The sequence below is a fragment of the Pectobacterium fontis genome, assembly GCF_000803215.1.
GTDB classification, from domain to species: Bacteria; Pseudomonadota; Gammaproteobacteria; order Enterobacterales; family Enterobacteriaceae; genus Pectobacterium; species Pectobacterium fontis.
Window position 1 is genome coordinate 129,654 of record NZ_JSXC01000024.1, and the last position, 26,873, is coordinate 156,526.

Genomic DNA, 26,873 nt, shown 5'->3' on the forward strand with positions numbered 1-26,873 from the left:
CGCAGGAGTTATCAATTGCTTGGGTTATTCTCTGAATCGACAGAAACGGATCTCAGCCGGAGGGCCAGCAGCGGGAGGAGAGAACCAGGCGTCGCATGCCTGATTAAGCATGACGGGGTTATCCGCTACTACCAACTCACCGCTGACCGGTAGCGCTAATAATGCCAGCGAACCGTTATCTTGCTTGATGCTATCCGGCACGCAGTGCTTTTCACATAGCGGCGTTTGCTGGTCGGCGGCGTAAGACACGTTAGCTGCATGATGAGTGTGAGACGATACCGACTGAACGTCAGCCTGTTGTAGATGTGCCTGATGCTGAAGAGCGGGGGAGATCTGGCTGAACGTCATATCGCATTGATGACCTGCGATAGCCAGTTGCGCATTCAGGAAAAGCCAGCACAGCGCCAATAGCCATCCCCATCTGCCTTTATGGCGCAGATGATGAATGAATAATGGAGACCGTGATAAGGAGGACATGGCATTTCCTTTCTGGGCGTTACGGCAGTGTAAGCGTCTGAACTGGGAAGGGGCAAGTGGGGAATGGCATAGTTTTGTAAAGTCGCGCTGTAAATTGGCAGATAGCTATCTGCCAATGTTATCAATGGGTTAATTATCTTTTGCTGTTCGGTTACTGTACGAGAAACTGGTACGTGGTATCCGACCGATAGACGTTCCCCGGTTTCAACCAGCAATCGGGTTGCGGCCAGTCTGGATGATTCGGGCTGTCCGGCAGGAATTCACTTTCCAGTGCCACACCGGCATAGTTTTCATACTTACCACCGTCGCGTGAAGGCGTTCCGGCCAGAAAGTTGCCGCTGTAGAGCTGTAAGGCTGGGGCGCTGGTAAAGACGCTCATCAGCACGCGACCATCCGATGACCACAGATTGGCGGCCGGGCTTTCGCTGGAACCGCAGGTGCGATGCAATAAATAAGCGTGATCGTAACCGCCGACCGCCATTTGATCGCTGTCGCGCAGGAAATCCGCTTCCAGCGTTTTTGGCTGGAGAAAATCCATTCCTGTCGCGCTGACCTCCGTCAGTTCGGCGTTAGGAATGCCCGAGCTATTGACCGGTAAATAGTAATCAGCAAACAGTTGTAACTGGTGTTTACGTACGTCAGTCAAATCACCATCGAGGTTGAAATACGCGTGGTTAGTCAGACAGACGGGGCAGTCTTTCTCTACGGTTGCCTGATACGAGATTTCCAACGAGTTATGTTCAGTCAGCGCGTAGGTCACCTGTACGTTAAGGTGACCAGGATAACCTTGATCGCCATCCGGTGAGTGCAACTGATAAGTTACCTGTGTGGCATCCTGACTGGTAATTATCCAGCGGCGGGCATGAAAGCCTTCTGGACCACCGTGTAACTGGTGTTCGTTTTGGTTTGGCGTCAGATGAAAAGTTTCGGATCCTCGGTTAAATGTTGCTTTGGCTATGCGGTTAGCATAGCGGCCAATCGATGCGCCGAGATAGGCACTTTGCTGTGGATACTGTTCGGGTGATGCGCAACCCAGCAGCACTTCGCGAACCTCCCCTTCTGGCAAAGGCAGTTTACAGGACAGCCAGGTTGCGCCCCAGTCCATCAGGCATACGCGCATGCCTGCCTGATTCTGCAAGGTCGTTAATTGAAACGGCTGGCCATCTGGTGCCAGCGTGCTCATACTTTCATTCAACATGACTTGCTCCTGTAGATGTCCGATGGGTAGAGAGGGTTGGCAGAGAGAGGTCGGGCAGGGGAAAGACAGCAGGAGTCAGCCCCAACCCTGCTTCACTTTCCCCGATTGATCTCTCAAAATATCATCACGCTTCTTCGTACCCATTGGGGTGATTGGATTGCCAGCGCCAGGTGTCCTGCGCCATTTCTTGCAGTGAGCGTGTGACTCGCCAGTTGAGATCTTTTGCGGCTCGTTCGGCATCCGCCCAGTATGCCGGCAAATCACCCTGACGACGCGGGGCAAAATGGTGAGGCAGTGGCTTGCCACAGGCCTGACTAAAGGCTTCAACAACCTGCAATACACTGTAGCCTATACCAGCACCCAGATTGTAAATGTGTACGCCAGCCCGATTTTGCAGGGTGTTCATGGCGGCGATATGACCGTCAGCCAGATCGACGACGTGGATGTAATCTCGTACGCCCGTGCCGTCAACGGTAGGGTAGTCATTGCCGAAAATCGCCAGCGAGTCGCGACGCCCTACAGCAACCTGAGCGATATAAGGCATCAGGTTATTGGGAACGCCCTGTGGATCTTCTCCCATCTCACCCGATGGATGTGCGCCAACCGGGTTGAAATAACGCAGCAGTGTAATGCTCCAGTCCGGTTCTGCATGCTGTAAGTCTTGCAGGATCTGCTCCACCATCAGTTTGCTGCGACCATAGGGGCTGGCAGGGTGTCCGGTCGGAAAACTTTCCTGATAGGGCGTGTGCGGTTGATCACCATAGACGGTAGCTGAGGAGCTAAAAATCAGGTTTTTCACGCCTGCCTTTTTCATCGCTTCTACCAGCACCAGCGTGCCGTAGACGTTATTGTCATAGTAGCTCAGCGGCTCACGCACGGATTCCCCAACGGCTTTTAAGCCAGCAAAGTGGATGACGGAATCAATCGAATGCGTAGTAAAGATCTCGTCCAGCAGGGCGCTGTCGCGGATATCTCCCTGATAAAAAACGGGCGTTTTATCGGTTAGACGCGTAATGGTTTTAACAACGCTGGCCTTGCTGTTGCATAAATTATCGAGAATGACGGGAGAGTGCCCGGCAGCCAGCAGTTGTACGCAAGTATGACTTCCTATGTAACCGCTACCACCTGTGACGAGAACGTTCATAATAGACCTCTTTTGTTGCAATGCTGCAAAATAACATGGCTGGATGCTGGAAAAGGTGATCTACAGCGAGAATTTGCCTCTGTTATCGATGGTTTTTTCACAAATAAATATAATAAAGCGTAGATTACAGTGTAAATGAACTTGGCTTTGTTCCCCACACTTTATTGTGTGGTAACGTTATCATTTTAATTTTCCGGCATTATTGACATAACTCATCGATCTGGTAGCGATAAATGTCATGGTGCGGAACGAAAGTGAGCCGATGCGTGATGCACTCAGGTGCATCTTCGGCGTGATGAGAGACAAAAAGTAGCTGCGTTTCGCCCTCGCCAATCAAGATATCCAGCCAGCGGCGCACCAATTGGCGATTAAGCGGATCAAGTCCCTGTAGCGGTTCATCCAGAATGAGCAGGGCTGGGTGTTTGACTAACGCACGAGCAATCAGCGTTAGGCGCTGTTGACCCCAGGAGAGCGACTGAAACGGGGTATCGGCGATAGCGCCATGCAGCCCAAGTAGCGTGAGCCACTGTTCGGTCAGATAACGTTGACGGTCAGAAACGGCCTGATAAATCCCAATAGAATCAAAGAAACCAGACAGGATCACATTACGCACGCTGGTACTGACGCGGTAATCCAGATGGAAACTGCTGCTGACATAGCCAATGTGGCGCTTGATATCCCAGATGGTTTCCCCGCTGCCGCGTTTGCGGCCAAACAGCGTGAGGTCGTTGCTGTAGCCTTGGGGATGATCGCCGGTAATCAGGCTGAGCAACGTCGATTTCCCCGCGCCATTGGGGCCAACAATCTGCCAATGCTGGCCGGGTAAGACTTCCCATGTCAGTGCATGCAGAATCGGGCGATCGTTGTATTGCACCACGCCGTTACGCAATTGAATACGTGCCTCGTCAGCGGGAAGCGTGATATAGCGCTGCGGATCTTCAGGCTCAGGCAACGAACTGCCCGACAGTTTTTCGCTAAACGCGAGCTGAGCCACCAGGGCTTCAGAGAGGATCGTTTCGCGCTCGCCGAGGCGAGTCAGCGTACAGTCTGCCAAGACACCAACATGGTTGATAAAATCAGGAATGTCGTTAAAGCGGTTCAGTATGAGTACCAGCGTATAACCCGTGCCTGCCAGTTTCCGCAGTTCATCGGCAAGCTGTTGGCGAGAGGCCACATCCAGCCCGTCGAAAGGTTCATCAAGGATCAGCAGGTCAGGCTCAGGCATCAACGCCTGACACAGCATTGCCTTACGTGTTTCCCCTGTAGAAAGGTACTTGAAACGACGCTCCAGCAAATGCGCAATACCAAACTGGTGTGCCAACTGCTGGCAACGCGTGGGATCGTTAAGGCTATCCTGAATCACTTCTGCCGTCGTGCGGCCGGTATCTTCTTCGCCTTCACTCAGCAGGTCGGTGTTATTGCGTTGCCATTCGTCGGAAACCAGTTTTTGTAGTTGTTCAAACGACACACGAACAGGGCATTGGAATCCTGTTATTTTCTCACCATGTAATAGCGGTAATTCGCCGGATAGCGCACGCGCCAGTGCTGACTTGCCGCTTCCGTTGGCTCCGACAAAGGCCCAGCATTGATTTTGTTCAAGCGTCAGTTCGTCCAGCCGCAGCATGCGGGTATCGTTGAGACGAAACAACCCCTGCGTGATTTTCAACAATGACATCTTTTATCCTTCGTCAGTGGCCTACGGCACTCCAGCGGTATTAGCACAGTGTGGCGATGATGACCCGGTCGGCGTTAAAACAGGCCTTCACGTCCGTTCCCTGCTGTAACTTTTGCTGTGCAAGCAAGGTATTCGGCACCATGGCGCATAGGGTTTCTCCCCCAGTAAGCGTAATCAGAATTTCGCTGTTCTCCACGCCGTGTTGAATGGTCTGAATTTGTCCTGACAAGAGGTTATCGACGACAGGGGGAGCAGATGTGGCTGCGTAGACGTCGATCCACGGTGCTTTAATCAGCGCCAGCACCTCTTTGCCTTTCTGCAATTGCAGACGCTCGGCGCTTTGTTGCGTAATCAGTGCGCTGATGGTTGTTGTACCATCGGCGAGTAAAATATCCAGATGTTGTTGTACCTGTTCTTCACCGCGTGCGAGTACCGTTCCAAAAAACTGGTTACGTGCACTGGTTTGCAGGGAAAAACGCGAGATGGCTGCCAGCAGACTGTCCAACGGCAGCCCGTCTTCCTGTAATACATCAAAGGCTTTTTGCTGAATCTGCGCGAGCAAATTGTACAGTTGGAGAAGCCGTTCGCCATAGCGGGTGAGTTGTGCGCCGCCGCCGCCTTTGCCGCCGGTCATGCGTTCGACGATAGTCTGCTCGGCCAACTGATTCATCTCATTGATGGCATCCCAGGCGCTTTTATAGCTAATCCCCGCCAGTTTGGCTCCCTGACTAATTGAACCGGTATGACGAATTTGCTTAAGTAACTCGATCCGCCGTGGGTCGGCGAATAAACGCTGTTGAAGTTTCAGGGTGAGAAGAATTTCAGCCTGCATAGTGAAGGCACCGTCGGTGAGTTTAATTCTCTGTATTGTCGCTATTTTTTTCATCAGGGGCAAATCGCACAAATAGACGCACTATTTTCTATGACTGCGGTAGACTACGTGGCAATAATGACGATCGCGGTTTACAGTAAAATAGCGCACTCAGTGGGCTACAGTTGCGGTAACCGTTGCAATAAGTGAGGTAAGCATGTTGGAGTTGTTGAAGAGCCTGCTGTTTGCAGTTGCCATGGTTCCTGTGATGATGGTGATTATCATGGGGGCGATTTATTGCTTGGGCGAAGTGTTTAACGTGTTGTCTCGCATTGGTCATTCCGACGGGCAGCGCGCAAAGAATCAGCACTGATTCGCGCTCCTGTTCTATTCTGATGTCCGGCTTTTTTGCCGGACATTTCTTTTTCTACCCCTCGACATCTACCTCTTTAAAGCGCATGACACTGCTTTATGATTCGTTATATCATTATTTACACAACGATAATTGTCAGGAGACAAGAATGAAGCAGCAATGGTTGAAATGGTTTGCCGCACTGACCCTCAGTGCAGGAATGGCGTTGCCCGCGGTGGCAGAAGATAAAGTCACGGTGTTTGCCGCGGCATCGCTGACGAATGCGTTGCAAGACATTGCTACGCAATATCAGAAAGAGAAAAATGTCGCTGTCGTGGCGTCTTACGCCTCATCTTCAACGCTGGCACGCCAGATTGAACAAGGTGCGCCTGCCGATATGTTCATCTCCGCTGACCAGCAGTGGATGGACTACGCGCAGGATAAAAACCTGATGGATACTGCTACGCGTTATACGCTGTTGGGCAATGAGCTGGTGGTCATTGCGCCAAAGACGAGTGCGCAGAAAGCAATTAACATTGACGATAAAACTGACTGGAAAAACCTGTTAAAAGGTGGACGTCTGGCCGTTGGCGACCCGGATCATGTTCCTGCCGGGATTTATGCCAAAGAAGCGTTACAGAATCTGAAAGCCTGGGATGAACTCTCTCCGTTGATGGCGCGAGCCAACAACGTGCGTGCAGCCATGGCGCTGGTAGAGCGTGAAGAAGCGCCGCTGGGTATTGTGTATGGTTCTGACGCGGTTGCCAGCGACAAGGTTAAGGTCATTGGCACGTTCCCGGTCACGAGCCACAAGCCGGTCGAATATCCGATGGCGATAATCAAAGAGCATAAAAACCCTGCGGTTACCGGTTTTTATGACTACCTGAAAACGCCAGAAGCCGCTGCTGTATTTAAACGTTATGGTTTCTCGCCGCGTTAATGATGCTGAGTGATTATGAATGGCAAGCGGTTGAGCTGAGCCTCAAAGTTTCCGTTGTGGCTGTGGCATGCAGCTTGCCGTTTGGGATACTGATGGCGTGGATTTTGGTGCGCTGTCGGTTTCCCGGTAAATCGCTGCTGGATAGCATCATCCATTTGCCATTGGTCTTACCGCCCGTGGTCATCGGCTATCTGTTGCTGGTGGCGATGGGAAGACGTGGCGTCATTGGCTCCTGGCTCTATGACTGGTTCGGCTTCAGTTTTAGTTTTAGCTGGCGCGGTGCCGCATTAGCGTCAGCGATTGTCGCGTTTCCACTGATGGTTCGGGCGATCCGGCTGTCGCTGGACGCCGTTGATACGCATTTGGAACAAGCTGCCCGCACACTGGGCGCCACGCCCTGGCGTGTCTTTTTCACCATCACATTACCGCTCTCTTTCCCTGGGATTGTGGTTGGAACCGTATTGGCGTTTGCTCGCTCTCTTGGTGAGTTTGGCGCGACCATTACGTTTGTATCTAATATCCCCGGCGAAACCCGAACTATTCCACTGGCGATGTATACCTTGATTGAAACGCCCGGTGCGGAGGCGGATGCCGCAAGGTTGTGTGTGATTGCGATTGTTTTGTCGCTAGCTGCGTTGTTGGCATCGGAGTGGCTAACAAACTGGAGCCGCAAGCGGTTGGGGGGATAATGCTGCAACTTGATTTTCAACAACAGTTGGGCAGCCTCGAACTTTGCGTTCAGTCTGAACTACCTGCAAACGGTATAACCGCTATTTTTGGTGTGTCGGGGGCCGGGAAAACGTCGTTGATCAACGCTGTTGTTGGCCTGACGCGGCCTGATCACGGGCGGATTGTGCTCAATAATCATGTGCTGGTGGATACACAACAACACATTTTCCTTCCACCAGAAAAACGACACATCGGTTATGTATTTCAGGATGCACGCCTGTTTCCACATTATCGTGTGCGCGGTAATTTGCGCTACGGTATGGCAGAAGCAATGGCATCGCAGTTCGATGATATCGTCAATTTACTGGGGATTGAACATTTACTGACTCGCTATCCGCTGACGCTGTCTGGTGGAGAAAAACAGCGTGTTGCGATTGGTCGAGCCTTGCTGACTGCGCCGGAACTGCTACTCATGGATGAACCGTTGGCGTCGCTGGATCTGCCCAGAAAGCGCGAGCTGTTGCCATACCTGGAACGGCTGGCGAAAGAGGTCAAGATTCCAATCCTGTATGTCAGTCACAGTCTGGAAGAAATTGTCCGGTTAGCCGATCATGTTGTCGTGCTCGATAAAGGCAAAGTGAAGGCGCAGGGGCGACTGGAAGAGGTGTGGGCCAGCAGTGCATTGCGGCCTTGGTTACCGAAAGATGAACAGAGCAGTATTCTAAGCGTACGTGTGCTGGCTCAGCATGAGCATTACGCGATGACGGCGCTGGCATTAGGCGACCAGCAAGTGTGGGTCGGAAAAGTTGCGTTGCCGCAGGACGCGCCATTGCGCATTCGCGTGAATGCCGCCGATGTTTCTCTGGTATTAGAGCCGTCGGAAAAAAGTAGTATCCGTAATGTACTGTGTGCTTGTGTCGTGGAATATCTTGATGTAGACGGACAAGTTGAAGTAAAGCTTGCGGTCGGCCAGCAGACGCTGTGGTCCCGCATCACGCCGTGGGCACGGGACGATCTCGCGCTTCATTCTGGGCAAACACTCTATGCGCAAATTAAGAGCGTATCGATTACGGCATAAACATGTATTCCCGGCTAACATGATGTCGCTTATCCGAATATCTGCTTGATAAACCTCCTGTGCCGCGTTTTCTTGAATTCTTTAACGCTTCCGTTTTCCGAGCGCGAGTGAAGATAAAACGCGTAAGGCCAGAGATTCCGGTTTACCCATGAACAGCAAGAATTGCTGGGAGCGGGCGTTTACCTATGACAGGGGCTGGGCAACGCGCGGTAAGACCGTATAAAAGTCAGTAATCAGGCAAGCGAGACAAGCTCCTGACTCGCTCGGCTGATTACGGCATTGCCAGCTATGCCAGAATGCGGGTTCGAATGACGTTCGCGATGCTGGGTTCTTCATTACTGCCAATCACCAGATCGGCACGCGCCTTGATCTCGTCGGCACTATTGCCCATGGCTACACCCAACCCCACGCTTTCCAGCATGCTGATATCATTAAAGTTATCACCGAATGCCACGACATCTTTCATGCTAATACCTTGTTCGCCAAGCCATTGCTCAAGCAGCTTGCCTTTGCTGTTGCCCGTTTGGGCGATATCCACCTGATCTTGCCATGACCACTCACAGGCCAGTCCAAGCTGTTTTTCCACTTCTGCAGCGAAACAGTTCAGCGTAGGGACATCGACATGTGTGGTGGCGAATTTCCAGATGGCGTGAGAGGCCTCCGTCTGTCGCACCAGATTCTCCACCTGCGCGAAACGTGGGCGCTGTGGCTCCGGCAGGGTAGAAGCCCATGCCAGCGTGTGAACCACATGCCCGGTAGGATACTGGTAATACATGTCGTCATCGGCATACATCAACCCATGAATATCAAATTCTTCTAGCAGCGTAATGACATTTTTTGCCTGATCGACAGAAAGTGGATTGGTATGTGACGCTTGGCCCTGCTGGTAATCATAGACATAGGTGCCGTTACAGCAGATGGCGGGCGTATCCAACTGCAACCCTTGATAAAAAGGGTGGATTGCCGAATGGTGACGTCCGGTGACGATCATGACTTTTATGCCTTGCTGGCGAGCCAGCGCGAGTGCAGTCAGCGATTCAGGGAGGATTTTTTTCTGTTGGTTTAGCAGCGTACCATCAAGATCAAGTGCAATTACTCGGTAGGTCATCGTTGTCTCGCAAATAAAAATGTGGGTATCAAATGACTCTTACGATAAAGGACACGGCGAAAAATAGACAGACAGAGACGAGATAAAAGTGTCCGGCAGTGGTGTGGTTATGACGTATTCTGCGTAGTGGTGTGAAATAGGCCTATACAGGATAAAATTGTCTGTTTTCTATACTTTCAACGGTTTATCATCTATTTTTTAAGCAATTGATTGCAACCTGGCTTTACAATACGCGGCATACTGTTTATAGTGCGCGTCATTGCGGAGGAGTGGCCGAGTGGTTGAAGGCACCGGTCTTGAAAACCGGCGACGCGAAAGTGTTCTAGAGTTCGAATCTCTACTCCTCCGCCAAAAAATTCAACGGGTTAGCTCAGGCTAGCCCGTTTTCGTTTTACACTAATAGTGTATTTTTGTCGGTAGAGCCTCTATCTGAGCAAAATGACTACATGACGGATGCCAAGGTCGCTGATGCCATGAAGATATTTGCTACGTCTGTGATTTCAGCGCTGCGCTATTATCCGTATTCAGTATCGATGGGTATTGTCAGCATCCTTCCCGAAGTATCGTGCGCTGTATCAGGTTCTCTGCAAAAAGCCGTGTTCTGCCATTCCGTATCCAGACAGTGCTTCTTTGTTCTTGAGAGACTCTGACTATGGCACTCGATGGTAAAAAGTACGGAATCCAAGCAGAGAAAAGGTTAGAAATCTCTCCAAGATAAAATCATCAAGCCAGAAATGGCTGTATGTCTCCTGTTGCGTTCATTGATATTTTTCACTCAACGACACAGGGAAACTGAATGATCCCCTCTGACTATCTGAATCATTACTATTATAACAACATGGATTGTGAACCTGCACTTCACATGCTGATTCACGGATATGGTGGGGATGAGTCATTATTTTTTACGTTAAAATTCTATTTTTCAACAAGACTGTATTTTCCCTTCGATATTATTGTCCAGGATGAAATCCTATTAAGATAGGTTTTAAGTATAGACATTGAATAACAGATATCCTTACCGTGATTTATTAATGTATATTCAGGGTGCAATAATTTTTTAAGTTGATAAATAAAAAAATAAGAATTATGATTATCTCGATTAATAACTGTCAGGACAATAAACTATGAGTGAAGCCTTAAAAATATTAAACAATATCCGTACCCTACGCGCTCAGGCTCGTGAAACCGATTTAGCAACGCTGGAAGAAATGCTGGAAAAACTCACGGTGATTGTCGAAGATCGTCGCGAAGAAGAAGCTAGCGCTCAGCAACAAAACGCTGAACGTCAGGCTAAAATTGAAGCCTTACGTGCTAAATTATTAGAAGATGGTATCGATCCTGCTGAGCTTCTTGGTTCTCTACCTACGACTAAGTCAGGAAAAGCAAAACGTGAACCTCGTCCTGCCAAATACAAATATGTTGATGAAAATGGCAACGAAAAGTTATGGACGGGTCAGGGGCGTACACCTAAAGCGATTGCTGCTGCTCTTGAAAGCGGTAAAAAGCTGGAAGATTTTGAGATCTGATTATTTAGATTAGCCTGCAACCCCTTTGTCTCACGGGTTGCAGACAAAAGTAAACCGCTTCGATTCTTTGAATTACGGGAAAGATTGAAGTTTCCGTCAGCACTTTCTTTCGTTAAAAATACTATTCTCTTTCTCTTGGTGGCGAAAAATCAAACCATTATCTTTGGGATAAAGTGAGATTTTGTAAAAATGTTTAACTAAATTATATAAATGTGTTTCTCATTTCTTCCCTCTAAGCCCTCATTGGATTATCCGAAAACGTCGACAGGTAGGCGATAAATTCATCTTTCGTATAATCCTAAAATTTTTTATAAAATTATATACCCACCATTGCTTTACGTTACATGCGCGTTGACTGTATTCGTTCACTCGTATCACTTACTAAGTAAGCTCATCAGGATGAAAATGTGCCTCTTTCCAGAGTCCAGTGTTAGCCGGACAAACTCGTTTTCGACGCATTGGTTTTTATCGTGCCGTGTGATGATATGCATGACTGAACATCGCGCTAAAGGGTGAGCATTTTAACGAACACATTTTGTCCATAACCCAAAATTATTTAGGGCATATAACTAAAATAGGTGTGTTTATACATTTGGTTATGAATGTTAACTGTTTGATTTTATTTTAAAATAAGGTGGGTTGAGTGATTTTGTAACAGTGCCGATCCCAAATCATGAAAATGGTTCATGATTATTGAAATTAAATCACTTTTACTCACTCAATGAGTCTGGCATAAATTATGCCAGATAAACTACAGATAATATGAAACCTGCTGAATGATAAAGCCTGAAAATCTTGTAAAATCAAGAGATAACATCGGGTTTTACATGAAAAATTAGGATGCTAGATCGCCATGAGTAAGAATTTTACATTCACCATTAAAAATTCGCGTTTCGATGAAAATTATAACCCCTCCGAAAATACGCGTATCACTACCAACTTTGCGAATTTGGCGCGAGGAGATAACCGCCAGGAGAACCTGCGCAATGCGCTAACGATGATTGACAATCGCTTCAATTCTCTGGCGCACTGGGATAACGTCAAAGGCGATCGTTATTCTGTCGAACTGGATATCATTTCCGTTGAAGTTGATATTGAAGGAAATGGCAACACCTTTCCTGTGATTGAAATACTGAAAACGAATATTGTTGATAGAAAAACCAACGAGCGTATTGAAGGTATTGTCGGAAATAACTTCTCCTCCTACGTGCGAGATTATGACTTCAGCGTATTACTCTCAGCGCACAATAAGAGCCACCCAACGTTCAGCACACCTGATAATTTTGGTGATCTGCATGGGAATATCTTTAAATGTTTCGTTAATTCAACGAATTATAAAGATGCTTTTAGTAAAGCACCGGTTATATGTTTAAGTGTTTCAAGTAAAAACACCTACCATCGGACGGGAAATCAGCATCCTGTATTGGGTATCGAATACCAGCAAGATGAATATTCCTTGACCGATCAATACTTCCATAAAATGGGACTGCAGGCTCGCTATTTTATGCCTGCAAACAGCGTTGCGCCTTTGGCTTTCTATTTTTCTGGTGATTTACTTAGTGATTACACTAATCTTGAGCTTATCAGTACTATCAGCACGATGGAGACTTTTCAAAAGATTTACCGACCTGAGATTTACAATGCCAATTCTGTGGCAGGTCAATGCTATCAACCAAGCTTGACTCATCAGGATCATTCGTTAACGCGAATTGTTTATGATCGGGAAGAACGCAGCCTGTTAGCGATTGAGCAGGGAAAGTTTACTGAAGAGAACTTCATCAAACCATATCAAAATATTCTTGAGCAATGGTCTGCTAATTACGCTCTTTGATTAACCAACACACAAGGTCACCTATTATGAAAACGTTGTTACCCACTTCGACTGCGGGTAGTTTACCCAAGCCCTCTTGGCTAGCGGAACCAGAGACACTGTGGTCACCTTGGAAATTGCAGGGTGAGGAATTAATTGACGGTAAACAAGATGCTTTACGTTTATCCTTAGCGGATCAGCAACAGGCAGGTATTGATATTGTTAGTGATGGCGAGCAAACGCGTCAACATTTTGTCACCACGTTTATTGAGCACCTAAGCGGTGTTGATTTTGAGAAACGTGAAATTGTTAAAATTCGTAATCGCTATGATGCGAGTGTACCAACCGTTATTGGGACTGTGGTTCGCCAAAAGCCCGTTTTTGTCGAAGATGCCAAATTTTTACGTCAGCAAACCACGCAACCCATTAAATGGGCCTTACCGGGTCCCATGACGATGATTGATACGCTCTATGATAGCCATTATAAAAGCCGCGAAAAACTTGCTTGGGAATTCGCCAAAATTCTTAATCAAGAGGCCAGAGAATTAGAGGCTGCCGGCGTTGACATTATCCAATTTGATGAGCCAGCATTTAATGTTTTCTTTGATGAGGTGAATGATTGGGGAATTGCCGCATTAGAACGAGCAATTGAAGGGCTTAAATGTGAAACGGCGGTACATATTTGCTATGGCTACGGTATCAAAGCCAATACGGATTGGAAAAAGACGTTAGGGTCTGAATGGCGGCAATATGAAGAAATTTTCCCTAAATTGCAAAAATCTAATATCGATATCATTTCGCTTGAATGCCAAAACTCCCGTGTACCGATGGATCTTATTGAACTCATTCGCGGTAAAAAAGTGATGGTTGGTGCCATTGATGTAGCAACCAATCTCATTGAGACACCAGAGGACGTCGCTGATACGTTACGAAAAGCACTGCGATTTGTCGATGCCGACAAGCTCTACCCTTCTACCAACTGTGGTATGGCTCCCTTATCTCGTCAGGTCGCGAGAGGAAAACTACATGCTTTGAGTGCAGGCGCAGAAATTGTCCGAAGAGAACTTCTGGCTAAATAACCCCGCCAAATACTCGATAACTTGCAGTAAACTCAGTCTGGGTGGAGCGATCTGATCGATCACCAACGATCTCAAATCACCAACCGGACTGAGCAATGACCATCATGCATGACGGCAATCACTGATAAAGGATAACAACCGATAAGGTTGTCATGAGATCGGTGCCTTAGCTCATCCTTGGCTCATCTGGAACTCTACCACATCTTCATGCCAGGTACTTGATTCGATTGATATATCACACATCAGTCTTCAGATAGCATGACCAGACATGTTATGGCCTATTTTCCGCAGTGTCTTGTTAATGGTAGTTCATTCATGGGCGACATCGTGTCATAACAGCTTGTTAGAATAAATCTTTCATCGCCGTTAACGGATCTATAAGTTCTTGCAAACGGTGTTTTTTGCATTGGCCAGAGAAACAGCAGGTAAAGACCGAATCCGTCAGTGAGCTTTACCGCTTTTTCTGATGGTTTGGCATTTTTTACTTTAGTATCAGTAAGTGGCATGACGGATCCCTCCGATTGCTGGTAAAAACGAAATCGAACCAGCTTTACCAGTATTTTTACCAGCAAAAGGGTATGGCTTCGAGCGTTTTTTGGTGAACGAGGGCGAACCTAAAGAAGGGGGTAACCAATTGATAAAAAGCAAAAAAGCAGACGTCAGTGAACGTCTGCTTTCTCTAAATTGGCTCCTCTGACTGGACTTGAACCAGTGACATACGGATTAACAGTCCGCCGTTCTACCGACTGAACTACAGAGGAATCGGTTAAGTGCGATGGATAATAGCGGGAGCATTTAGGGTTGTCAAAGGCTGTTATCGATTAGTGTGTTTGATTGCCGAACTAATAACCAACACATTGAAATTATTGCTCAAGTTGAACGTTAAAAAGTAATGTGGAGTGCTGATTAACTAGCAGGCTTGCACCCTAAAATAGCAGCATTGCTTTAAGATGGTGCAGGCTCGCATTGACCCGATGCCTGGTTTCTCATGAAAAATCTGGGCAGGGGGAGATGAACTATCGTTTTTACTTATTTTACCTGTGGCTTATCAAGGCAGTATCACTTTTTCTTAGGCATAGAAACATAATATGGCGCGCTTTTTGCTACCTCTTTAGGGTAACTACTCAGGAGGCAGACATGAATCTTAGACGGCTCAAGTATTTTGTAAAAATCGTTGATATCGGTAGCCTGACACAGGCTGCTGAGTTGCTGCATATTGCGCAACCAGCGCTGAGCCAGCAGGTCGCGACACTGGAGGGAGAACTCGAAAAACAGTTGCTGATAAGGAGCCGACGTGGTGTTACGCCCACTGAGGCGGGGAGGATTCTTTATTCTCATGCACAAACGATATTGTCGCAGTGCGAACAGGCAAAAGATGCAGTGAGTGGTGCCCGGCAATCAATGAGCGCATAAGTGTTGGTCATAGAGCCAGCCATTTATCGATGGCTGGCTACCAATCATATTTTCTGTCAAAATTATATATCTTATTTTTTTGTGATATGCGTCACAATTGACAATGTTGTCTTTATTTTTCAAATGGTGAATTTTACTCTAAAGAATAAAACAGGTTTTTAGTTTTTTATTTATTTTGGTTTTTTTTCCGTAGTTTCATTTTTCCCTTACTAGGGGATATGATTTCCTTAAAATGATAATCGACACTAGCTAACACCCTATCTGCGGTGTTACATTAATCTTCGTTATGTTTTCTCTAATCTTGTGCACCAAAGAATAGGTGTTGCCTTAGGGCGTATGACGGTTATTTTTTTGATTAAGGAATTCAAATGAATAATATCCTCTCTCATCTTTTAGTAAAGTTGGCAGAAAAAGAAGTTGGAGAAAAAGCGCTTAACGCGAAGATTGAATCGTTAGAGATGCTGATTTCTGCTATGATTTTGACACTGGATGATAGTAAGATCAATGAGTTAAGTCGGAAAATAGAAGATGTGGTTGCGGGTGCTTCGCAGCGAAAGGATGAGAATAATTATTTAGCTTTCGAACTATTAGCTAAAAATATCAATCGAATTACAGCCGTTTCGTTGCGGGAATAACTTTTTATACATCAATGTTAATGACATTAGTCGACCACATATTAATTTTCATGCACCAATTGAGAATGGTTTGTATCCAATAATAGAAAATGTTTGTGCTATACATTATTCCCCCAAATGAAGGCGCCGATGTTGTCTGCGCCTTTCTTGAATTACGCCTTACTTCACGCCAGTAATCTGCTTTTTCCGACGAATAAACTGATAAGCAATAGCCAGCACAATAAACCAGAGCGGTGTGACAATAAGCGCTTGTCGTGTATCTGGTTGTAATGTTAACAATGCAATAACAAAAATGAAGAAAGCCAGACATATCCAGCACATAAAAATACCTAGTGGCATTTTATATGATGATGCTTCATGTAGCTGAGGGCGTTTTTTACGGTATGTCAGGTAAGAGCAGAGGATAATACTCCAGATGAACATGAATAAAATCGCAGATACGGTGGTTACCAACGTAAAGACAGTCATCACGTTTGGAATCAGATAGATCAATACCACGCCTGAGAGCAAACAAATACAGGAAAACATGAGTCCAGTTGAAGGAACTGCACGTTTAGAAAGTATACCGAAGCTTTTTGGGGCGTCGCCTTGCTTAGCGAGGCCAAAGAGCATGCGGCTGGTTGAGAATACACCGCTATTAGCTGAGGATGCCGCTGAAGTGAGTACAACGAAGTTGATCATACTGGCAGCCGCAGGTAGGCCAACAAGTACGAACATTTCTACAAAGGGACTGCGATCCGCAGTAATTGCACTCCATGGGGTGACGGACATAATCATGATTAACGAAAAAACATAAAACATGATGATGCGAATTGGGATTGCGTTAATTGCACGGGGCAGCACGACTTTCGGATTTTTAGTTTCAGCGGCGGTTGTACCAACCAGCTCGATGCCGACAAATGCGAATACGGCTATCTGGAATCCTGCAAAGAAACCGCTGATCCCTTTAGGGAACATACCGCCATCGTTCCATAGGTTAGTTAACGACGCGACGTTTCCTGATGGGGAAGAGAATTGCATCACGACCAGTACGATACCGACCACGATTAACGCAATGATCGCGACAATTTTTATCATTGCGAACCAGAATTCCATTTCACCAAACAGTTTCACCGTTGCCAGATTTAGCGTCAGTAATAATAGAACGCAAAGCAACGACGAAACCCATTGCGATAAATCGGGAAACCAGAACTGAGCGTAGGCACTAATGGCTACAACATCGGCAATTCCGGTTACAACCCAACAAAACCAGTAAGTCCAACCGGTAAAGAAGCCTGCCCATGGCCCAAGTAGGTCTGCCGCGAAATCGCTGAATGATTTATAGTTGAGGTTTGAGAGTAATAATTCTCCCATTGCACGCATGACAAAAAACAGCATAAAGCCAATGATCATATAAACAAAAATGATCGAAGGGCCGGCCATACTGATTGTTTTACCCGAGCCCATGAATAGCCCAGTACCGATCGCGCCGCCAATGGCGATGAGTTGAATATGACGATTAGTCAGGTTTCGTTGCAGTCCCTCTCCTTGTTCAGGTGCAAGATCTGCGGCTTCTTTTGATTGTTCGACCATGTAAGTACATTTTCCTGTTTCTGTCTGTGATGTTTTTTGAGCTCTTTTGCGGCTCTCATTTGTGAAAATCGAAATGAATAAGATAGCGTAACTGCGGTACTTATTACAGTAGATGACCAATATAGTCAGGCATAAAGAGGGTTGATCGTGGTGTAAGGTCGCGCAGTCTGTTTTTCGTCCTAAAATGAAAGGATATAACACGATGAAAGGCATTGGTTATATAGGCTGAGCAGGTTAACAAAATTGCGCGTTGCTAACAATGCTATTGCCGCGTATAAAAAATTAATATGAAACATTTGACAGGCTCGCTGTGGAGGAGAATAATCTCCTCCGTTGGGTCGTTAGCTCAGTTGGTAGAGCAGTTGACTCTTAATCAATTGGTCGCAGGTTCGAACCCTGCACGACCCACCAACAATATAAATAGGTTAATCCCTCTTTTTTAGTTTGTTATAATTTCGTTTTTTCGATGTTAATCTCATTGTCTTCTTTTATTTCATTTCACGCCCCTTACTATTTTCCCCGCTGAATACATTGATGACCTGTTGCATATATTCTATTTATATTCCTAATGCTGAGTGAAAATATAGCGTGGGGATGATATCGCTGAAAACCGCTGTGCCGCTGATGTATTTCATACACACCGAAAAATCGTGAGAAAGTGCTATGCTTAGTGGATAGGATCGTTGACATATGCACCGGCTGCGTTTGTCTTTGCAGAGGCCACTGGAGTTTCCTGGTTAGCTGTAAGCGAGTGTCTGCTCGATTTCGGAGGTTAATATGGGATTCGAAAAATTACTGGCTGTCATCGAAAAAAGTCACCAGGATCCACAATCGGTTATCTCATTGTCTGAATTGAGTCAGGCAATTCATGAGATAATTTGTACCGAAAGTTCGAAAGAGTACAAGATAAATGAGTGCTTTACTGAACTGAGGGAGTTGGTTGATGAGAGAAAGGCGCTTTCCAGGAGACAGTTTTTGGATAAAGCGTTAGTGACAGAATTAACGCTGTATAAACAGAAAGAAAAAGCACTATTTTTGAAGCTTATCGGTATTGAAAATAAATAGACGGCCGTCTCTATTTTAACTCAGAAATCGTCGTGCTAAATATGACTATACCGCCAGATCAAGTTATTGAGATGGCGGTGTGGCAAATAGTGCTATTTACGGTAACTGGTTTTGATTTGTTTAATCGTGTTGTCAAAAACAGTTGCTTGCTCGGCATCTTCCAATTGAGCGATGTATTTTTCCATATTGATGATGACCTTACCAGCATCGGCCTGGCCGATTGCTTTTAATAATAGCGTAATCATAGCTTTCAGGCAGGTAACCTCGTGAGCCAATGTTTCAGCAGATGCGGTAGTAGAAAAATCTACGTTGCTCATATTTTCTCCTCAACAAGAAAAAGATGTTTTTCTTTACCGGCAGTGGGCGTTAACGCTTACACAGCAGGCAAAGCCAGAGGGGGAGAGTATAACATAAAGCATGTGGAGGATTGATATTATTCGCGGATAAAGTCATCTTAGTGACTGTTTTTCATGCAATTAACTTATTTAAACTGCATTAAGATTTTGGATATTTCTTTTGGTAAAGGTTATGGATGTGTTGCGTTTAATACATATGATGTTCACTATGGACGTCTTTATGTGAATATATTAATTGTATAATATAGCCGTTGGCGAGGATAAATTGCATAATATCATATACTGCTTACAATAGTGATTTTTTATTGACATTTTAAATACAGATCCAATTGTAGGCCATTTGTGGTGTTTTGTTTTTTATGTATTTTGTGCCATCAAACGATTTATACTGTATGACGTATTTTAAGTGTTAAGAATGTGATCAACATACACCATCAGTTTTACGATATATTGCTATGATCAGGAGAGGTGTTTTATTCCTTCTCGGTATATATTGAAAATATATATTTATATAAATTTGTGTTCATTATTTTTGAAACAAACGTAGTATCACCTGCAAGCAACTTTTTATGTAAGTGTTACTCCCTTTTTTGGAGAATTATTCTTTGATTAGCGTTTTTCTTGTTGATGACCATGAACTGGTGCGGGCAGGGATACGACGCATTCTTGACGATATCAAAGGTCTAAAAGTGGTTGGTGAGGCATGCTGTGGTGAAGATGCCGTCAAATGGTGCCGAAGCAATGATGTCGATGTTGTTCTGATGGACATGAGTATGCCGGGCATCGGTGGGCTTGAAGCAACACGCAAGATCCTGCGTTTTACGCCAGATATAAAAGTTATTATGCTTACTATTTATACTGAAAACCCACTACCTGCGAAAGTGATGCAGGCTGGTGCGGCGGGGTATGTCAGTAAAGCGGCGGCTCCTCAGGAAGTGATTGCTGCTATCCGTGCGGTGCATGCCGGTAAACGATACATTGCTTCTGATATTGCTCAACAAATGGCGTTAAGTCAGTTGGAACCACAAACGGATACGCCACTTGAATGTTTGTCTGAACGTGAATTACAGATTATGCTAATGATAACGAAGGGACAGAAAGTACCTGAAATCTCAGAACAGCTTAATCTTAGCCCTAAAACAGTGAACAGCTATCGATATCGTATGTTCAGCAAGCTGAGTATCAACGGTGATGTAGAGCTAACGCATTTGGCCATCAAGCATGGGCTTTTTACTGCGGAGACATTGTTAAGTAGTGAGTGAGAGTTTCGATGCTTCGGCATTTTTAAAAACGGTAACGAGCCAGCCTGGAGTCTACCGGATGTATGATGTCGGCAATACGGTCATCTATGTCGGTAAGGCAAAAGACTTAAAAAAACGACTAGCCAGCTATTTCCGCAGCCATGTCGCCAGCCGTAAAACCGAGGCATTGGTCAAAAGCATCAAGCATATTGATGTCACGATCACGCATACAGAAACTGAAGCTTTACTGTTGGAACACAACTACATCAAGCTTTATCAGCCGCGTTATAACGTCTTGTTGCGCGACGATAAATCTTATCCCATGATTTTCCTGAGTGGTGATGTTCATCCACGTCTGGCAGTTCACCGCGGTGCTAAGCATGCGAAGGGCGAATACTTTGGCCCATTTCCCAACGGGAACGCCGTGCGTGAAACACTCGTATTGTTGCAAAAGCTGTTCCCAGTGCGTCAGTGTGAGAATAGCGTCTATCGCAACCGCTCTCGCCCTTGTCTGCAATATCAAATTGGTCGTTGCCTTGGACCTTGTGTCAGTGGTCTGGTTAGCGAAGACGATTATCAACAGCAGGTTGAATATGTTCGTCTGTTCTTATCCGGTAAAGATCAGCAAGTGCTGAATCAACTCATCTCACGGATGGAATCGGCAAGCCGCGATCTGCATTTTGAAGATGCAGCACGGATACGCGATCAAATTCAAGCTGTTCGCCGTGTCACAGAAAAACAATTTGTTTCCGGTGACGACGAAGATCTGGATGTTATCAGCGTTGCTTTTGATGCTGGAATGGCTTGCGTATATGTCTTGTTCATCCGACAGGGAAAGGTGCTTGGCAGCCGGAGCTATTTTCCTAAAGTACCTGGTGGCACAGAATTGGGCGAAGTTGTGCAAACGTTTGTCGGGCAATTCTATTTACAAGGAAGCTTAGGTCGAACGCTCCCCGCCGAAATTTTGCTTGATTTCACCTTGCCTGATAAAGAATTGCTGATGGAGTCTCTGACGGCTGTTGCGGGGAAAAAAGTACAGATTCAAACGAGACCCCGTGGCGATCGTGCTCGTTATTTAAAATTGGCACGGACGAATGCTGCCACTGCGCTAGTTACAAAGTTGTCTCAGCAATCTACTATTCATCAACGTTTGGCTGCATTAGCCAGCGTATTGCAACTGCCAGAAATTCATCGAATGGAGTGTTTTGATATCAGCCATACGATGGGCGAACAGACAGTGGCATCCTGCGTGGTGTTTGATGCCAACGGTCCATTACGTTCGGAATATCGTCGCTATAATATTAGTGATATTACGCCAGGTGATGATTATGCTGCCATGGCGCAGGTTCTTCGACGTAGATATGGTAAAGTGCTGGATGACAGCAAAATACCCGATGTTATCGTGATCGATGGTGGGAAAGGGCAGCTTGGCCAGGCTCAGGCCGTGTTTGACTCGTTACAGGTATCATGGGATAAAAACAAGCCGCTGCTACTTGGTGTCGCGAAGGGGAGCGATCGCAAAGCTGGTCTGGAAACCCTGTTTTTTGAAGCGACAGGCGAAGGGGTTGCGTTGCCATCTGATTCTCCCGCCTTGCACGTTATCCAGCATATTCGCGATGATTCACATGACCATGCGATTGGCGGGCATCGTAAGAAGAGAGCAAAAGTAAAAAATACCAGTACGCTGGAGCTTATTGATGGTGTCGGCCCTAAGCGTCGTCAAACCCTGTTGAAATACATGGGAGGACTACAGCCTTTGATGAATGCCAGTATTGAGGAGATTGCAAATGTTCCAGGAATTTCACATGCATTGGCAGAAAAGATCTTCCATGCATTGAAACACTAGGGACAATGTAGCAACATACTCCTAGTATCCACTCCAGCCAGATAGTTACCTAAGCGCTATGCAATTTAATATACCGACGTTGCTTACCCTGTTTCGTGTTGCTCTTATACCGTTTTTTGTGCTGGCGTTTTATCTTCCATTCGCTTGGGCACCGCTGCTCTGCGCGTTGATTTTTGTGTTTGCGGCTGTGACGGACTGGTTTGATGGCTTCCTTGCTCGTCGCTGGAAACAGACCACGCGTTTTGGTGCTTTCCTTGATCCTGTTGCGGATAAAGTGATGGTGGCTGTTGCGCTGGTGTTGGTTGCGGAATACTACCATTCGTGGTGGATTACGCTGCCTGCCGCAACCATGATCGCGCGAGAAATCATTATTTCAGCATTGCGTGAGTGGATGGCTGAAATTGGCAAAAGGAGCAGTGTTGCTGTGTCGTGGATAGGGAAAGTTAAAACCACTGCTCAAATGATGGCGCTTTTTGCTTTGCTATGGCGCCCGGAACGTATCGTTGAGGGGATAGGCGTTGCGGCTTTGTATATTGCCGCAGTGCTGACTTTCTGGTCTATGTTTCAATATCTGAACGCTGCACGTCACGATTTGCTTGAACCTTGATCGAAGTGCCGTAAAAACCAGCAAGTGAGAGTGGTTGTTTGATAATTTTATTGACTCATCACGTCAGGTCAGTAGAATGCACCGCATCAACAGTAACGCTGGTTTGTAAGAAGTTAAAAAATCAGTAAGTTCTGTGTTGCGGGAATAGCTCAGTTGGTAGAGCACGACCTTGCCAAGGTCGGGGTCGCGAGTTCGAGTCTCGTTTCCCGCTCCAATTTAAAGCATCGGCGATAGCGGATGTTGGTCACTAAGACCTAAATATTTTGGCGCGTTAGCAAAGCGGTTATGTAGCGGATTGCAAATCCGTCTAGTCCGGTTCGACTCCGGAACGCGCCTCCAATATTTAAGCCCGGGTGGTGAAATCGGTAGACACAAGGGATTTAAAATCCCTCGGCGTTCGCGCTGTGCGGGTTCAAGTCCCGCCCCGGGCACCATCTATAAATCAATAGACGTCAACCGACGTCTATTTTTTTGCCTAAAACCCACGGTTTTACTGGCTTTCCCTTCATTCCATACTCTTCCTACGTCAACACAATTCAACTGACATCAACTTGCTTGTGCGGGTACAATTGCGGGTATACTTCAGTATGGTAAATCCTTGTACCCTCAATAACGCATTTATTGAAGGAAAAGCATTATGGCACTCACGGACATCAAGGTACGTTCAGCAAAACCGGAAGAGAAGCCTTATAAACTTACCGATGGAAACGGTATGTTTCTTTTGGTCCATACCAATGGGTCTAAATATTGGCGCTTACACTATCGTTCGGATGGCAAAGAAAAGACTCTGGCGCTAGGTGTTTACCCGGAGGTTTCCCTTTCTGAAGCGCGTCAGAAACGCGATGAGGCACGAAAACTTATTGCTGCTGGCGTTGATCCCAACGAGCATAAAAAAGCAGTCAAAACGCAACAACAAGATGATGAGCAAACCTTCGAGGCTGTGGCTCGCGCTTGGCATACTGATAATAAGAAGTGGTCGGAATCCCATGCCGAACGTATCCTGAAAAGTCTCAGCGACAATATTTTCCCCGCTATCGGTAGCAAACACATCTCAGATCTGAAAACACGCGACTTGCTGACACCGATTAAAAGCGTCGAACGCTCTGGACGCTTAGAAGTGGCTAAACGCCTAAAACAACGCGTGACTGCCATTATGACCTATGCCGTACAAAACGGCCTGATTGACTATAACCCGGCGCAAGATATGGCAGGGGCAATTATGCCCGGCAAAGTCGAACACCGCCCTGCGTTGGAACTCGAACGCTTGCGTGAACTACTTGGCCGTATAGATGGCTATAAAGGCCGTGAGTTTACCAAGTGGGTGATAAATCTTTCCTTGCTGATTTTTATCCGTTCCAGTGAACTCCGTTTTGCTCGCTGGCCGGAAATCGACTTTGAACGAGCGTTGTGGACGATTCCCCCTGAACGTGAACCGATCCCTGGAGTGAAATTCTCCGAGCGCGGTTCAAAAATGCACACACCACATCTTGTTCCACTAAGCCGTCAGGCACTGGAGATCCTTAAAAAGATTAGAGAGGTGAGTGGGCATTGTGAATTGGTTTTCATTGGCGATCATTCATCACGAAAACCCGTCAGTGAAGGGACGGTAAACAAAGCGCTGCAAACTATGGGCTACGACACCAAAACGGAAGTATGCGGTCACGGCTTTCGTACAATGGCGTGTAGTTCGTTGATTGAGTCGGGGTTGTGGTCTAGGGATGCGGTAGAGCGGCAGATGAGTCATCAGGAACGCAATGGCGTTCGAGCGGCGTATATCCATAAGGCGGAGCATCTGGATGAACGCAAGCTGATGCTGCAATGGTGGGCGGATTTTCTGGATGCGAATCGAGAGAGGGGGGTTAGTCCGTTTGATTTTGGGAAGTTGACGGCGGGCTAATAATATGTAGCAGATGGATAGGCTTTAGTTCTATCTATCCAGAGACTATAGCCTGCATTACTATACGGTATCAGGTCGTTTTCGACAGAGAATATTTTAAATAACAACATATTATTTATGTTGTTGTAAAATTAATCCCGATGTGACCCAATGGATATTGGCGTAGCAGATTTCTATTTCACGGAACCTAATTACCCCATTCATAAACACTGTAGCGTCAGTAGTGGCTGAAATTCAGCGCTTATTAACCATATCATTCAATTTAACATTTCAGATAATTTCTTACGGTTTTCAACATTGCGTAAGCCTGAATATTTTCAGAACAAAAATGAGGCAAATACATGGCCATAACGAACGGAAAAAACACGGCGTCAATAGGTTTCGAACAGCAAATTTGGGCGGCAGCGGATATCTTGCGTGGCAATATGGATGCAGCAGAGTATAAACACGTCGTATTAGGACTAATCTTCCTCAAGTACATTTCGGATAAGTTCGAGGAGCGATATCAGACGCTTTTGGCCGATGACGACGATGTGGAGGATAAAGACGCCTACGCCGAAGTGAATGTGTTTTTTGTACCGCAGCAGGCCAGGTGGAGTGCTATCGCTGAAGCATCGCGCAAAGAGACCATCGGTATTGTTATTGATAACGCGATGCGGGAAATCGAAAAAGAAAACAAACGGCTGAAAGATATTCTGCCTAAAAATTACGCCCGCGCCGAGCTAGACAAACGCCGACTTGGCAACGTTGTCGATCTGTTTACCAATATTCAGATGATTGAACATGGAACAGACAAAGATATTTTGGGGCGTACCTACGAATATTGTCTCGCCAAATTTGCTGAGCAAGAGGGTAAGCGTGCTGGAGAATTCTTCACGCCCTCCTGTGTCGTGCGAACGCTCGTTGAAGTTTTACAACCGTTTAGAGGTCGCGTGTATGACCCCTGCTGCGGTTCGGGCGGTATGTTCGTTCAGTCTGCCGACTTCGTAAAAAACCACAGCGGCAGCATTGGCAACCTTTCAGTTTACGGGCAGGATGCCAACCCGACCACACGTAAAATGGCGTTGATGAATCTGGCTATTCGCGGTATCGAAGCCAATATTGGTGCTTACAATGACGATACATTTCATAATGACCTGCACCCTACGCTGAAAGCCGACTTCATCCTTGCCAATCCGCCATTCAACCTGTCAGATTGGAACGACGGTAGCTTAAACGACGATCCTCGCTGGCAATACGGTTTACCGCCGAATGGAAATGCCAACTTCGCGTGGCTGCAACACATGATTCATCACCTCGCCCCAAATGGTAAAATTGGTATGGTATTGGCCAATGGTTCACTATCTTCCCAGAGCAGCGGCGAGGGTAATATCCGACGCAAAATCGTGGAGGACGACCTAGTAGAAGGCATTATCGCGATGCCTACGCAGTTGTTCTACACCACCCAGATCCCCGTATCTTTATGGTTTATCAGCCGGAACAAAAAGCAAAAAGGCAAAACACTGTTTATCGATGCACGCAATATGGGAACGATGGTCAATCGTCGTCTGCGCGAGATGACCACCGAAGATATTGCCAAAATCGCCGCTACCTTTGAGGCGTTCGACAATGGCTCGTTGGATGATGTGAAAGGTTTTTGCGCGGCGGTGACGACAGAGGACATCGGCAAACAGGACTTTATTCTCACGCCGGGACGTTACGTCGGCATTGAGGCTAAGGAAGATGACGGCGAACCCTTCGAGGAGAAAATGGCACGCCTGACGGGAGAACTTAGCGTGCTGTTCAAGCGTTCCCATGAACTGGAAGATGAAATTCGCAAGAGGCTGGGAGGACTTGGGTATGAGATCTAAATGGCGCACAATTACTGTAGGCGAGCTCGGACGGATTGTCACGGGCAAGACACCGAAAACAGCCATAACGGGAAACTATGGTGGGAGCATACCGTTCCTGACACCTTCTGACGATATGGGAGTTAAAGTAGCGACCACCACAATAAAGACTCTGACTGAATGTGGGCTTTCCGAAGTGAGAAATTGCCTTTTACCACCGAGTTCTATTTGTGTTAGCTGTATTGGTTCGGACTTGGGAAAAGTTGTTATGACATCAGAGCCTACGGTCACAAATCAACAGATTAACTCTATCGTGCCAAGTCCTGATTTCGATGCAGACTTCGTTTATTACGCGATGTGTATTCTTGGAAAAAAACTAAACTACATCAGCAAAACCTCAACAGCAGTACCGATTGTTAACAAGAGTTCTTTTTCGAGTTACCAGATAGATGTTCCTACGCTTTTGGAACAGCAAGAGATAGGTCGGGTGTTTTCTGCCCTTGATGCTAGGATTGCTGTCAACCGGACGATAAATCATCATTTAG

23 protein-coding genes, 6 tRNA genes and 2 pseudogenes are annotated in these 26,873 nt (G+C 46.4%); 21 read left to right on the forward strand and 10 right to left on the reverse strand.

Annotated features, from left to right (window positions below; all coding sequences use genetic code 11):
• Window positions 1-24: 24 nt before the first annotated feature.
• The 5 genes from OI69_RS08110 to modE form a co-directional block, all read right to left on the reverse strand.
• Window positions 25-477, reverse strand: coding sequence for a hypothetical protein (locus OI69_RS08110; protein WP_039348500.1), 453 nt, complete (start codon window positions 475-477; stop codon window positions 25-27).
• Between the two features lie 151 nt (window positions 478-628).
• A complete protein-coding gene (galM, locus tag OI69_RS08115) occupies window positions 629-1,675 on the reverse strand; it encodes a galactose-1-epimerase (RefSeq protein WP_039348503.1) in 1,047 nt (348 codons plus the stop codon).
• Between the two features lie 124 nt (window positions 1,676-1,799).
• On the reverse strand, window positions 1,800-2,819 hold the full coding sequence (galE, locus tag OI69_RS08120; protein ID WP_039348504.1) for a UDP-glucose 4-epimerase GalE: 1,020 nt from the start codon (window positions 2,817-2,819) through the stop codon (window positions 1,800-1,802).
• Window positions 2,820-3,018: 199 nt separating this feature from the next.
• Window positions 3,019-4,494, reverse strand: a complete 1,476-nt coding sequence (modF, locus tag OI69_RS08125) for a molybdate ABC transporter ATP-binding protein ModF (RefSeq protein WP_039348506.1) — start codon at window positions 4,492-4,494, stop codon at window positions 3,019-3,021.
• 40 nt (window positions 4,495-4,534) lie between these two features.
• On the reverse strand, window positions 4,535-5,326 hold the full coding sequence (modE, locus tag OI69_RS08130) for a molybdenum-dependent transcriptional regulator (protein ID WP_039348508.1): 792 nt from the start codon (window positions 5,324-5,326) through the stop codon (window positions 4,535-4,537).
• A 196-nt stretch (window positions 5,327-5,522) separates the two neighbouring features.
• On the opposite strand from modE, the gene OI69_RS19185 reads away from it, so the two are divergent.
• From OI69_RS19185 to modC, 4 genes are all read left to right on the forward strand, one after another.
• Window positions 5,523-5,678, forward strand: a complete 156-nt coding sequence (locus tag OI69_RS19185) for an AcrZ family multidrug efflux pump-associated protein (protein WP_039275566.1) — start codon at window positions 5,523-5,525, stop codon at window positions 5,676-5,678.
• A gap of 148 nt (window positions 5,679-5,826) precedes the next feature.
• Entirely contained in the window at window positions 5,827-6,597 is a 771-nt protein-coding gene (gene modA / locus OI69_RS08140; RefSeq protein WP_039348510.1) for a molybdate ABC transporter substrate-binding protein, read from the forward strand.
• Window positions 6,597-7,286, forward strand: a complete 690-nt coding sequence (modB, locus tag OI69_RS08145) for a molybdate ABC transporter permease subunit (protein ID WP_039348514.1) — start codon at window positions 6,597-6,599, stop codon at window positions 7,284-7,286. Before modA ends, modB begins: the two co-directional genes overlap by 1 nt.
• A complete protein-coding gene (gene modC, locus OI69_RS08150; protein WP_039348517.1) occupies window positions 7,286-8,344 on the forward strand; it encodes a molybdenum ABC transporter ATP-binding protein ModC in 1,059 nt (352 codons plus the stop codon). Before modB ends, modC begins: the two co-directional genes overlap by 1 nt.
• A gap of 286 nt (window positions 8,345-8,630) precedes the next feature.
• Here modC and OI69_RS08155 read toward each other — a convergent pair whose 3' ends face one another.
• The gene (locus tag OI69_RS08155) at window positions 8,631-9,452 is read right to left on the reverse strand and encodes a pyridoxal phosphatase (protein WP_039348520.1); all 822 of its coding nucleotides are present in this window, start codon (window positions 9,450-9,452) and stop codon (window positions 8,631-8,633) included.
• A 263-nt stretch (window positions 9,453-9,715) separates the two neighbouring features.
• Between OI69_RS08155 and OI69_RS08160 the strand changes: the two genes are divergently transcribed.
• From OI69_RS08160 to OI69_RS08180, 4 genes are all read left to right on the forward strand, one after another.
• Window positions 9,716-9,803, forward strand: a tRNA-Ser gene (locus OI69_RS08160).
• 773 nt (window positions 9,804-10,576) lie between these two features.
• A complete protein-coding gene (locus OI69_RS08170; protein ID WP_039348528.1) occupies window positions 10,577-10,978 on the forward strand; it encodes an H-NS family histone-like protein in 402 nt (133 codons plus the stop codon).
• Window positions 10,979-11,831: 853 nt separating this feature from the next.
• A complete protein-coding gene (locus OI69_RS08175; RefSeq protein ID WP_039348531.1) occupies window positions 11,832-12,809 on the forward strand; it encodes a DUF1852 domain-containing protein in 978 nt (325 codons plus the stop codon).
• Between the two features lie 26 nt (window positions 12,810-12,835).
• The gene (locus OI69_RS08180) at window positions 12,836-13,867 is read left to right on the forward strand and encodes a methionine synthase (protein WP_039348534.1); all 1,032 of its coding nucleotides are present in this window, start codon (window positions 12,836-12,838) and stop codon (window positions 13,865-13,867) included.
• A gap of 419 nt (window positions 13,868-14,286) precedes the next feature.
• Here the strand turns inward: OI69_RS08180 and OI69_RS20105 are convergent.
• Window positions 14,287-14,373: pseudogene (locus OI69_RS20105) on the reverse strand (DUF4102 domain-containing protein); the annotation flags it as partial.
• Between the two features lie 179 nt (window positions 14,374-14,552).
• Window positions 14,553-14,628, reverse strand: a tRNA-Asn gene (locus OI69_RS08185).
• A 376-nt stretch (window positions 14,629-15,004) separates the two neighbouring features.
• Between OI69_RS08185 and OI69_RS08190 the strand changes: the two are divergent.
• Both OI69_RS08190 and iraP read left to right on the forward strand, forming a co-directional pair.
• Window positions 15,005-15,274 (forward strand): annotated as a pseudogene (locus OI69_RS08190) (LysR family transcriptional regulator); the annotation flags it as partial.
• Window positions 15,275-15,648: 374 nt separating this feature from the next.
• Window positions 15,649-15,915 carry an anti-adapter protein IraP gene (gene iraP / locus OI69_RS08195; protein WP_039348540.1) on the forward strand — a complete coding sequence of 89 codons (267 nt, stop codon included), beginning with the start codon at window positions 15,649-15,651 and terminating at the stop codon, window positions 15,913-15,915.
• Between the two features lie 159 nt (window positions 15,916-16,074).
• Here iraP and cycA read toward each other — a convergent pair whose 3' ends face one another.
• Entirely contained in the window at window positions 16,075-17,487 is a 1,413-nt protein-coding gene (cycA, locus tag OI69_RS08200; RefSeq protein ID WP_039348543.1) for a D-serine/D-alanine/glycine transporter, read from the reverse strand.
• 335 nt (window positions 17,488-17,822) lie between these two features.
• Between cycA and OI69_RS08205 the strand changes: the two genes are divergently transcribed.
• Window positions 17,823-17,898: transfer RNA gene (locus OI69_RS08205), tRNA-Lys, on the forward strand.
• Between the two features lie 366 nt (window positions 17,899-18,264).
• Window positions 18,265-18,552, forward strand: a complete 288-nt coding sequence (locus OI69_RS08210; RefSeq protein WP_039348546.1) for a basic helix-loop-helix domain-containing protein — start codon at window positions 18,265-18,267, stop codon at window positions 18,550-18,552.
• A 92-nt stretch (window positions 18,553-18,644) separates the two neighbouring features.
• Here the strand turns inward: OI69_RS08210 and OI69_RS08215 are convergent, their stop codons facing one another.
• Window positions 18,645-18,869 carry a DUF2594 family protein gene (locus tag OI69_RS08215; RefSeq protein WP_039348548.1) on the reverse strand — a complete coding sequence of 75 codons (225 nt, stop codon included), beginning with the start codon at window positions 18,867-18,869 and terminating at the stop codon, window positions 18,645-18,647.
• Window positions 18,870-19,513: 644 nt separating this feature from the next.
• Here OI69_RS08215 and uvrY point away from each other — a divergent pair.
• From uvrY to OI69_RS19195, 9 genes are all read left to right on the forward strand, one after another.
• Window positions 19,514-20,170, forward strand: coding sequence for a UvrY/SirA/GacA family response regulator transcription factor (gene uvrY, locus OI69_RS08220; RefSeq protein ID WP_039348551.1), 657 nt, complete (start codon window positions 19,514-19,516; stop codon window positions 20,168-20,170).
• Window positions 20,163-21,995 (forward strand): excinuclease ABC subunit UvrC, encoded by a 1,833-nt coding sequence (gene uvrC, locus OI69_RS08225; RefSeq protein WP_039348552.1) that lies wholly within the window; start codon window positions 20,163-20,165, stop codon window positions 21,993-21,995. Before uvrY ends, uvrC begins: the two co-directional genes overlap by 8 nt.
• Before the next feature lie 58 nt (window positions 21,996-22,053).
• Complete coding sequence (pgsA, locus tag OI69_RS08230; RefSeq protein ID WP_039348555.1) at window positions 22,054-22,602, forward strand: CDP-diacylglycerol--glycerol-3-phosphate 3-phosphatidyltransferase; 549 nt, start codon at window positions 22,054-22,056, stop codon at window positions 22,600-22,602.
• A 138-nt stretch (window positions 22,603-22,740) separates the two neighbouring features.
• Window positions 22,741-22,816: transfer RNA gene (locus OI69_RS08235), tRNA-Gly, on the forward strand.
• A 51-nt stretch (window positions 22,817-22,867) separates the two neighbouring features.
• Window positions 22,868-22,941: transfer RNA gene (locus OI69_RS08240), tRNA-Cys, on the forward strand.
• An 8-nt stretch (window positions 22,942-22,949) separates the two neighbouring features.
• Window positions 22,950-23,036, forward strand: a tRNA-Leu gene (locus OI69_RS08245).
• A 203-nt stretch (window positions 23,037-23,239) separates the two neighbouring features.
• Window positions 23,240-24,499 (forward strand): tyrosine-type recombinase/integrase, encoded by a 1,260-nt coding sequence (locus OI69_RS08250; protein WP_039348558.1) that lies wholly within the window; start codon window positions 23,240-23,242, stop codon window positions 24,497-24,499.
• Window positions 24,500-24,840: 341 nt separating this feature from the next.
• Window positions 24,841-26,349, forward strand: a complete 1,509-nt coding sequence (locus tag OI69_RS08255) for a type I restriction-modification system subunit M (RefSeq protein ID WP_039348561.1) — start codon at window positions 24,841-24,843, stop codon at window positions 26,347-26,349.
• Window positions 26,339-26,873 (forward strand): restriction endonuclease subunit S (locus tag OI69_RS19195; protein WP_080752623.1); only part of this gene is annotated, 535 nt, incomplete at its 3' end. The genes OI69_RS08255 and OI69_RS19195, both read left to right, overlap by 11 nt.

Excerpts from the sequence above, each read along its gene's own strand:
- OI69_RS08110 (WP_039348500.1), bottom strand. The coding sequence starts at position 477 with ATGTCCTCCTTATCACGGTCTCCATTATTCATTCATCATCTGCGCCAT.
- galM (WP_039348503.1), bottom strand. The coding sequence starts at position 1,675 with ATGTTGAATGAAAGTATGAGCACGCTGGCACCAGATGGCCAGCCGTTT.
- galE (WP_039348504.1), bottom strand. The coding sequence starts at position 2,819 with ATGAACGTTCTCGTCACAGGTGGTAGCGGTTACATAGGAAGTCATACT.
- modF (WP_039348506.1), bottom strand. The coding sequence starts at position 4,494 with ATGTCATTGTTGAAAATCACGCAGGGGTTGTTTCGTCTCAACGATACC.
- modE (WP_039348508.1), bottom strand. The coding sequence starts at position 5,326 with ATGCAGGCTGAAATTCTTCTCACCCTGAAACTTCAACAGCGTTTATTC.
- OI69_RS19185 (WP_039275566.1), top strand. The coding sequence starts at position 5,523 with ATGTTGGAGTTGTTGAAGAGCCTGCTGTTTGCAGTTGCCATGGTTCCT.
- modA (WP_039348510.1), top strand. The coding sequence starts at position 5,827 with ATGAAGCAGCAATGGTTGAAATGGTTTGCCGCACTGACCCTCAGTGCA.
- modB (WP_039348514.1), top strand. The coding sequence starts at position 6,597 with ATGATGCTGAGTGATTATGAATGGCAAGCGGTTGAGCTGAGCCTCAAA.
- modC (WP_039348517.1), top strand. The coding sequence starts at position 7,286 with ATGCTGCAACTTGATTTTCAACAACAGTTGGGCAGCCTCGAACTTTGC.
- OI69_RS08155 (WP_039348520.1), bottom strand. The coding sequence starts at position 9,452 with ATGACCTACCGAGTAATTGCACTTGATCTTGATGGTACGCTGCTAAAC.
- OI69_RS08170 (WP_039348528.1), top strand. The coding sequence starts at position 10,577 with ATGAGTGAAGCCTTAAAAATATTAAACAATATCCGTACCCTACGCGCT.
- OI69_RS08175 (WP_039348531.1), top strand. The coding sequence starts at position 11,832 with ATGAGTAAGAATTTTACATTCACCATTAAAAATTCGCGTTTCGATGAA.
- OI69_RS08180 (WP_039348534.1), top strand. The coding sequence starts at position 12,836 with ATGAAAACGTTGTTACCCACTTCGACTGCGGGTAGTTTACCCAAGCCC.
- iraP (WP_039348540.1), top strand. The coding sequence starts at position 15,649 with ATGAATAATATCCTCTCTCATCTTTTAGTAAAGTTGGCAGAAAAAGAA.
- cycA (WP_039348543.1), bottom strand. The coding sequence starts at position 17,487 with ATGGTCGAACAATCAAAAGAAGCCGCAGATCTTGCACCTGAACAAGGA.
- OI69_RS08210 (WP_039348546.1), top strand. The coding sequence starts at position 18,265 with ATGGGATTCGAAAAATTACTGGCTGTCATCGAAAAAAGTCACCAGGAT.
- OI69_RS08215 (WP_039348548.1), bottom strand. The coding sequence starts at position 18,869 with ATGAGCAACGTAGATTTTTCTACTACCGCATCTGCTGAAACATTGGCT.
- pgsA (WP_039348555.1), top strand. The coding sequence starts at position 22,054 with ATGCAATTTAATATACCGACGTTGCTTACCCTGTTTCGTGTTGCTCTT.
- OI69_RS08250 (WP_039348558.1), top strand. The coding sequence starts at position 23,240 with ATGGCACTCACGGACATCAAGGTACGTTCAGCAAAACCGGAAGAGAAG.
- OI69_RS08255 (WP_039348561.1), top strand. The coding sequence starts at position 24,841 with ATGGCCATAACGAACGGAAAAAACACGGCGTCAATAGGTTTCGAACAG.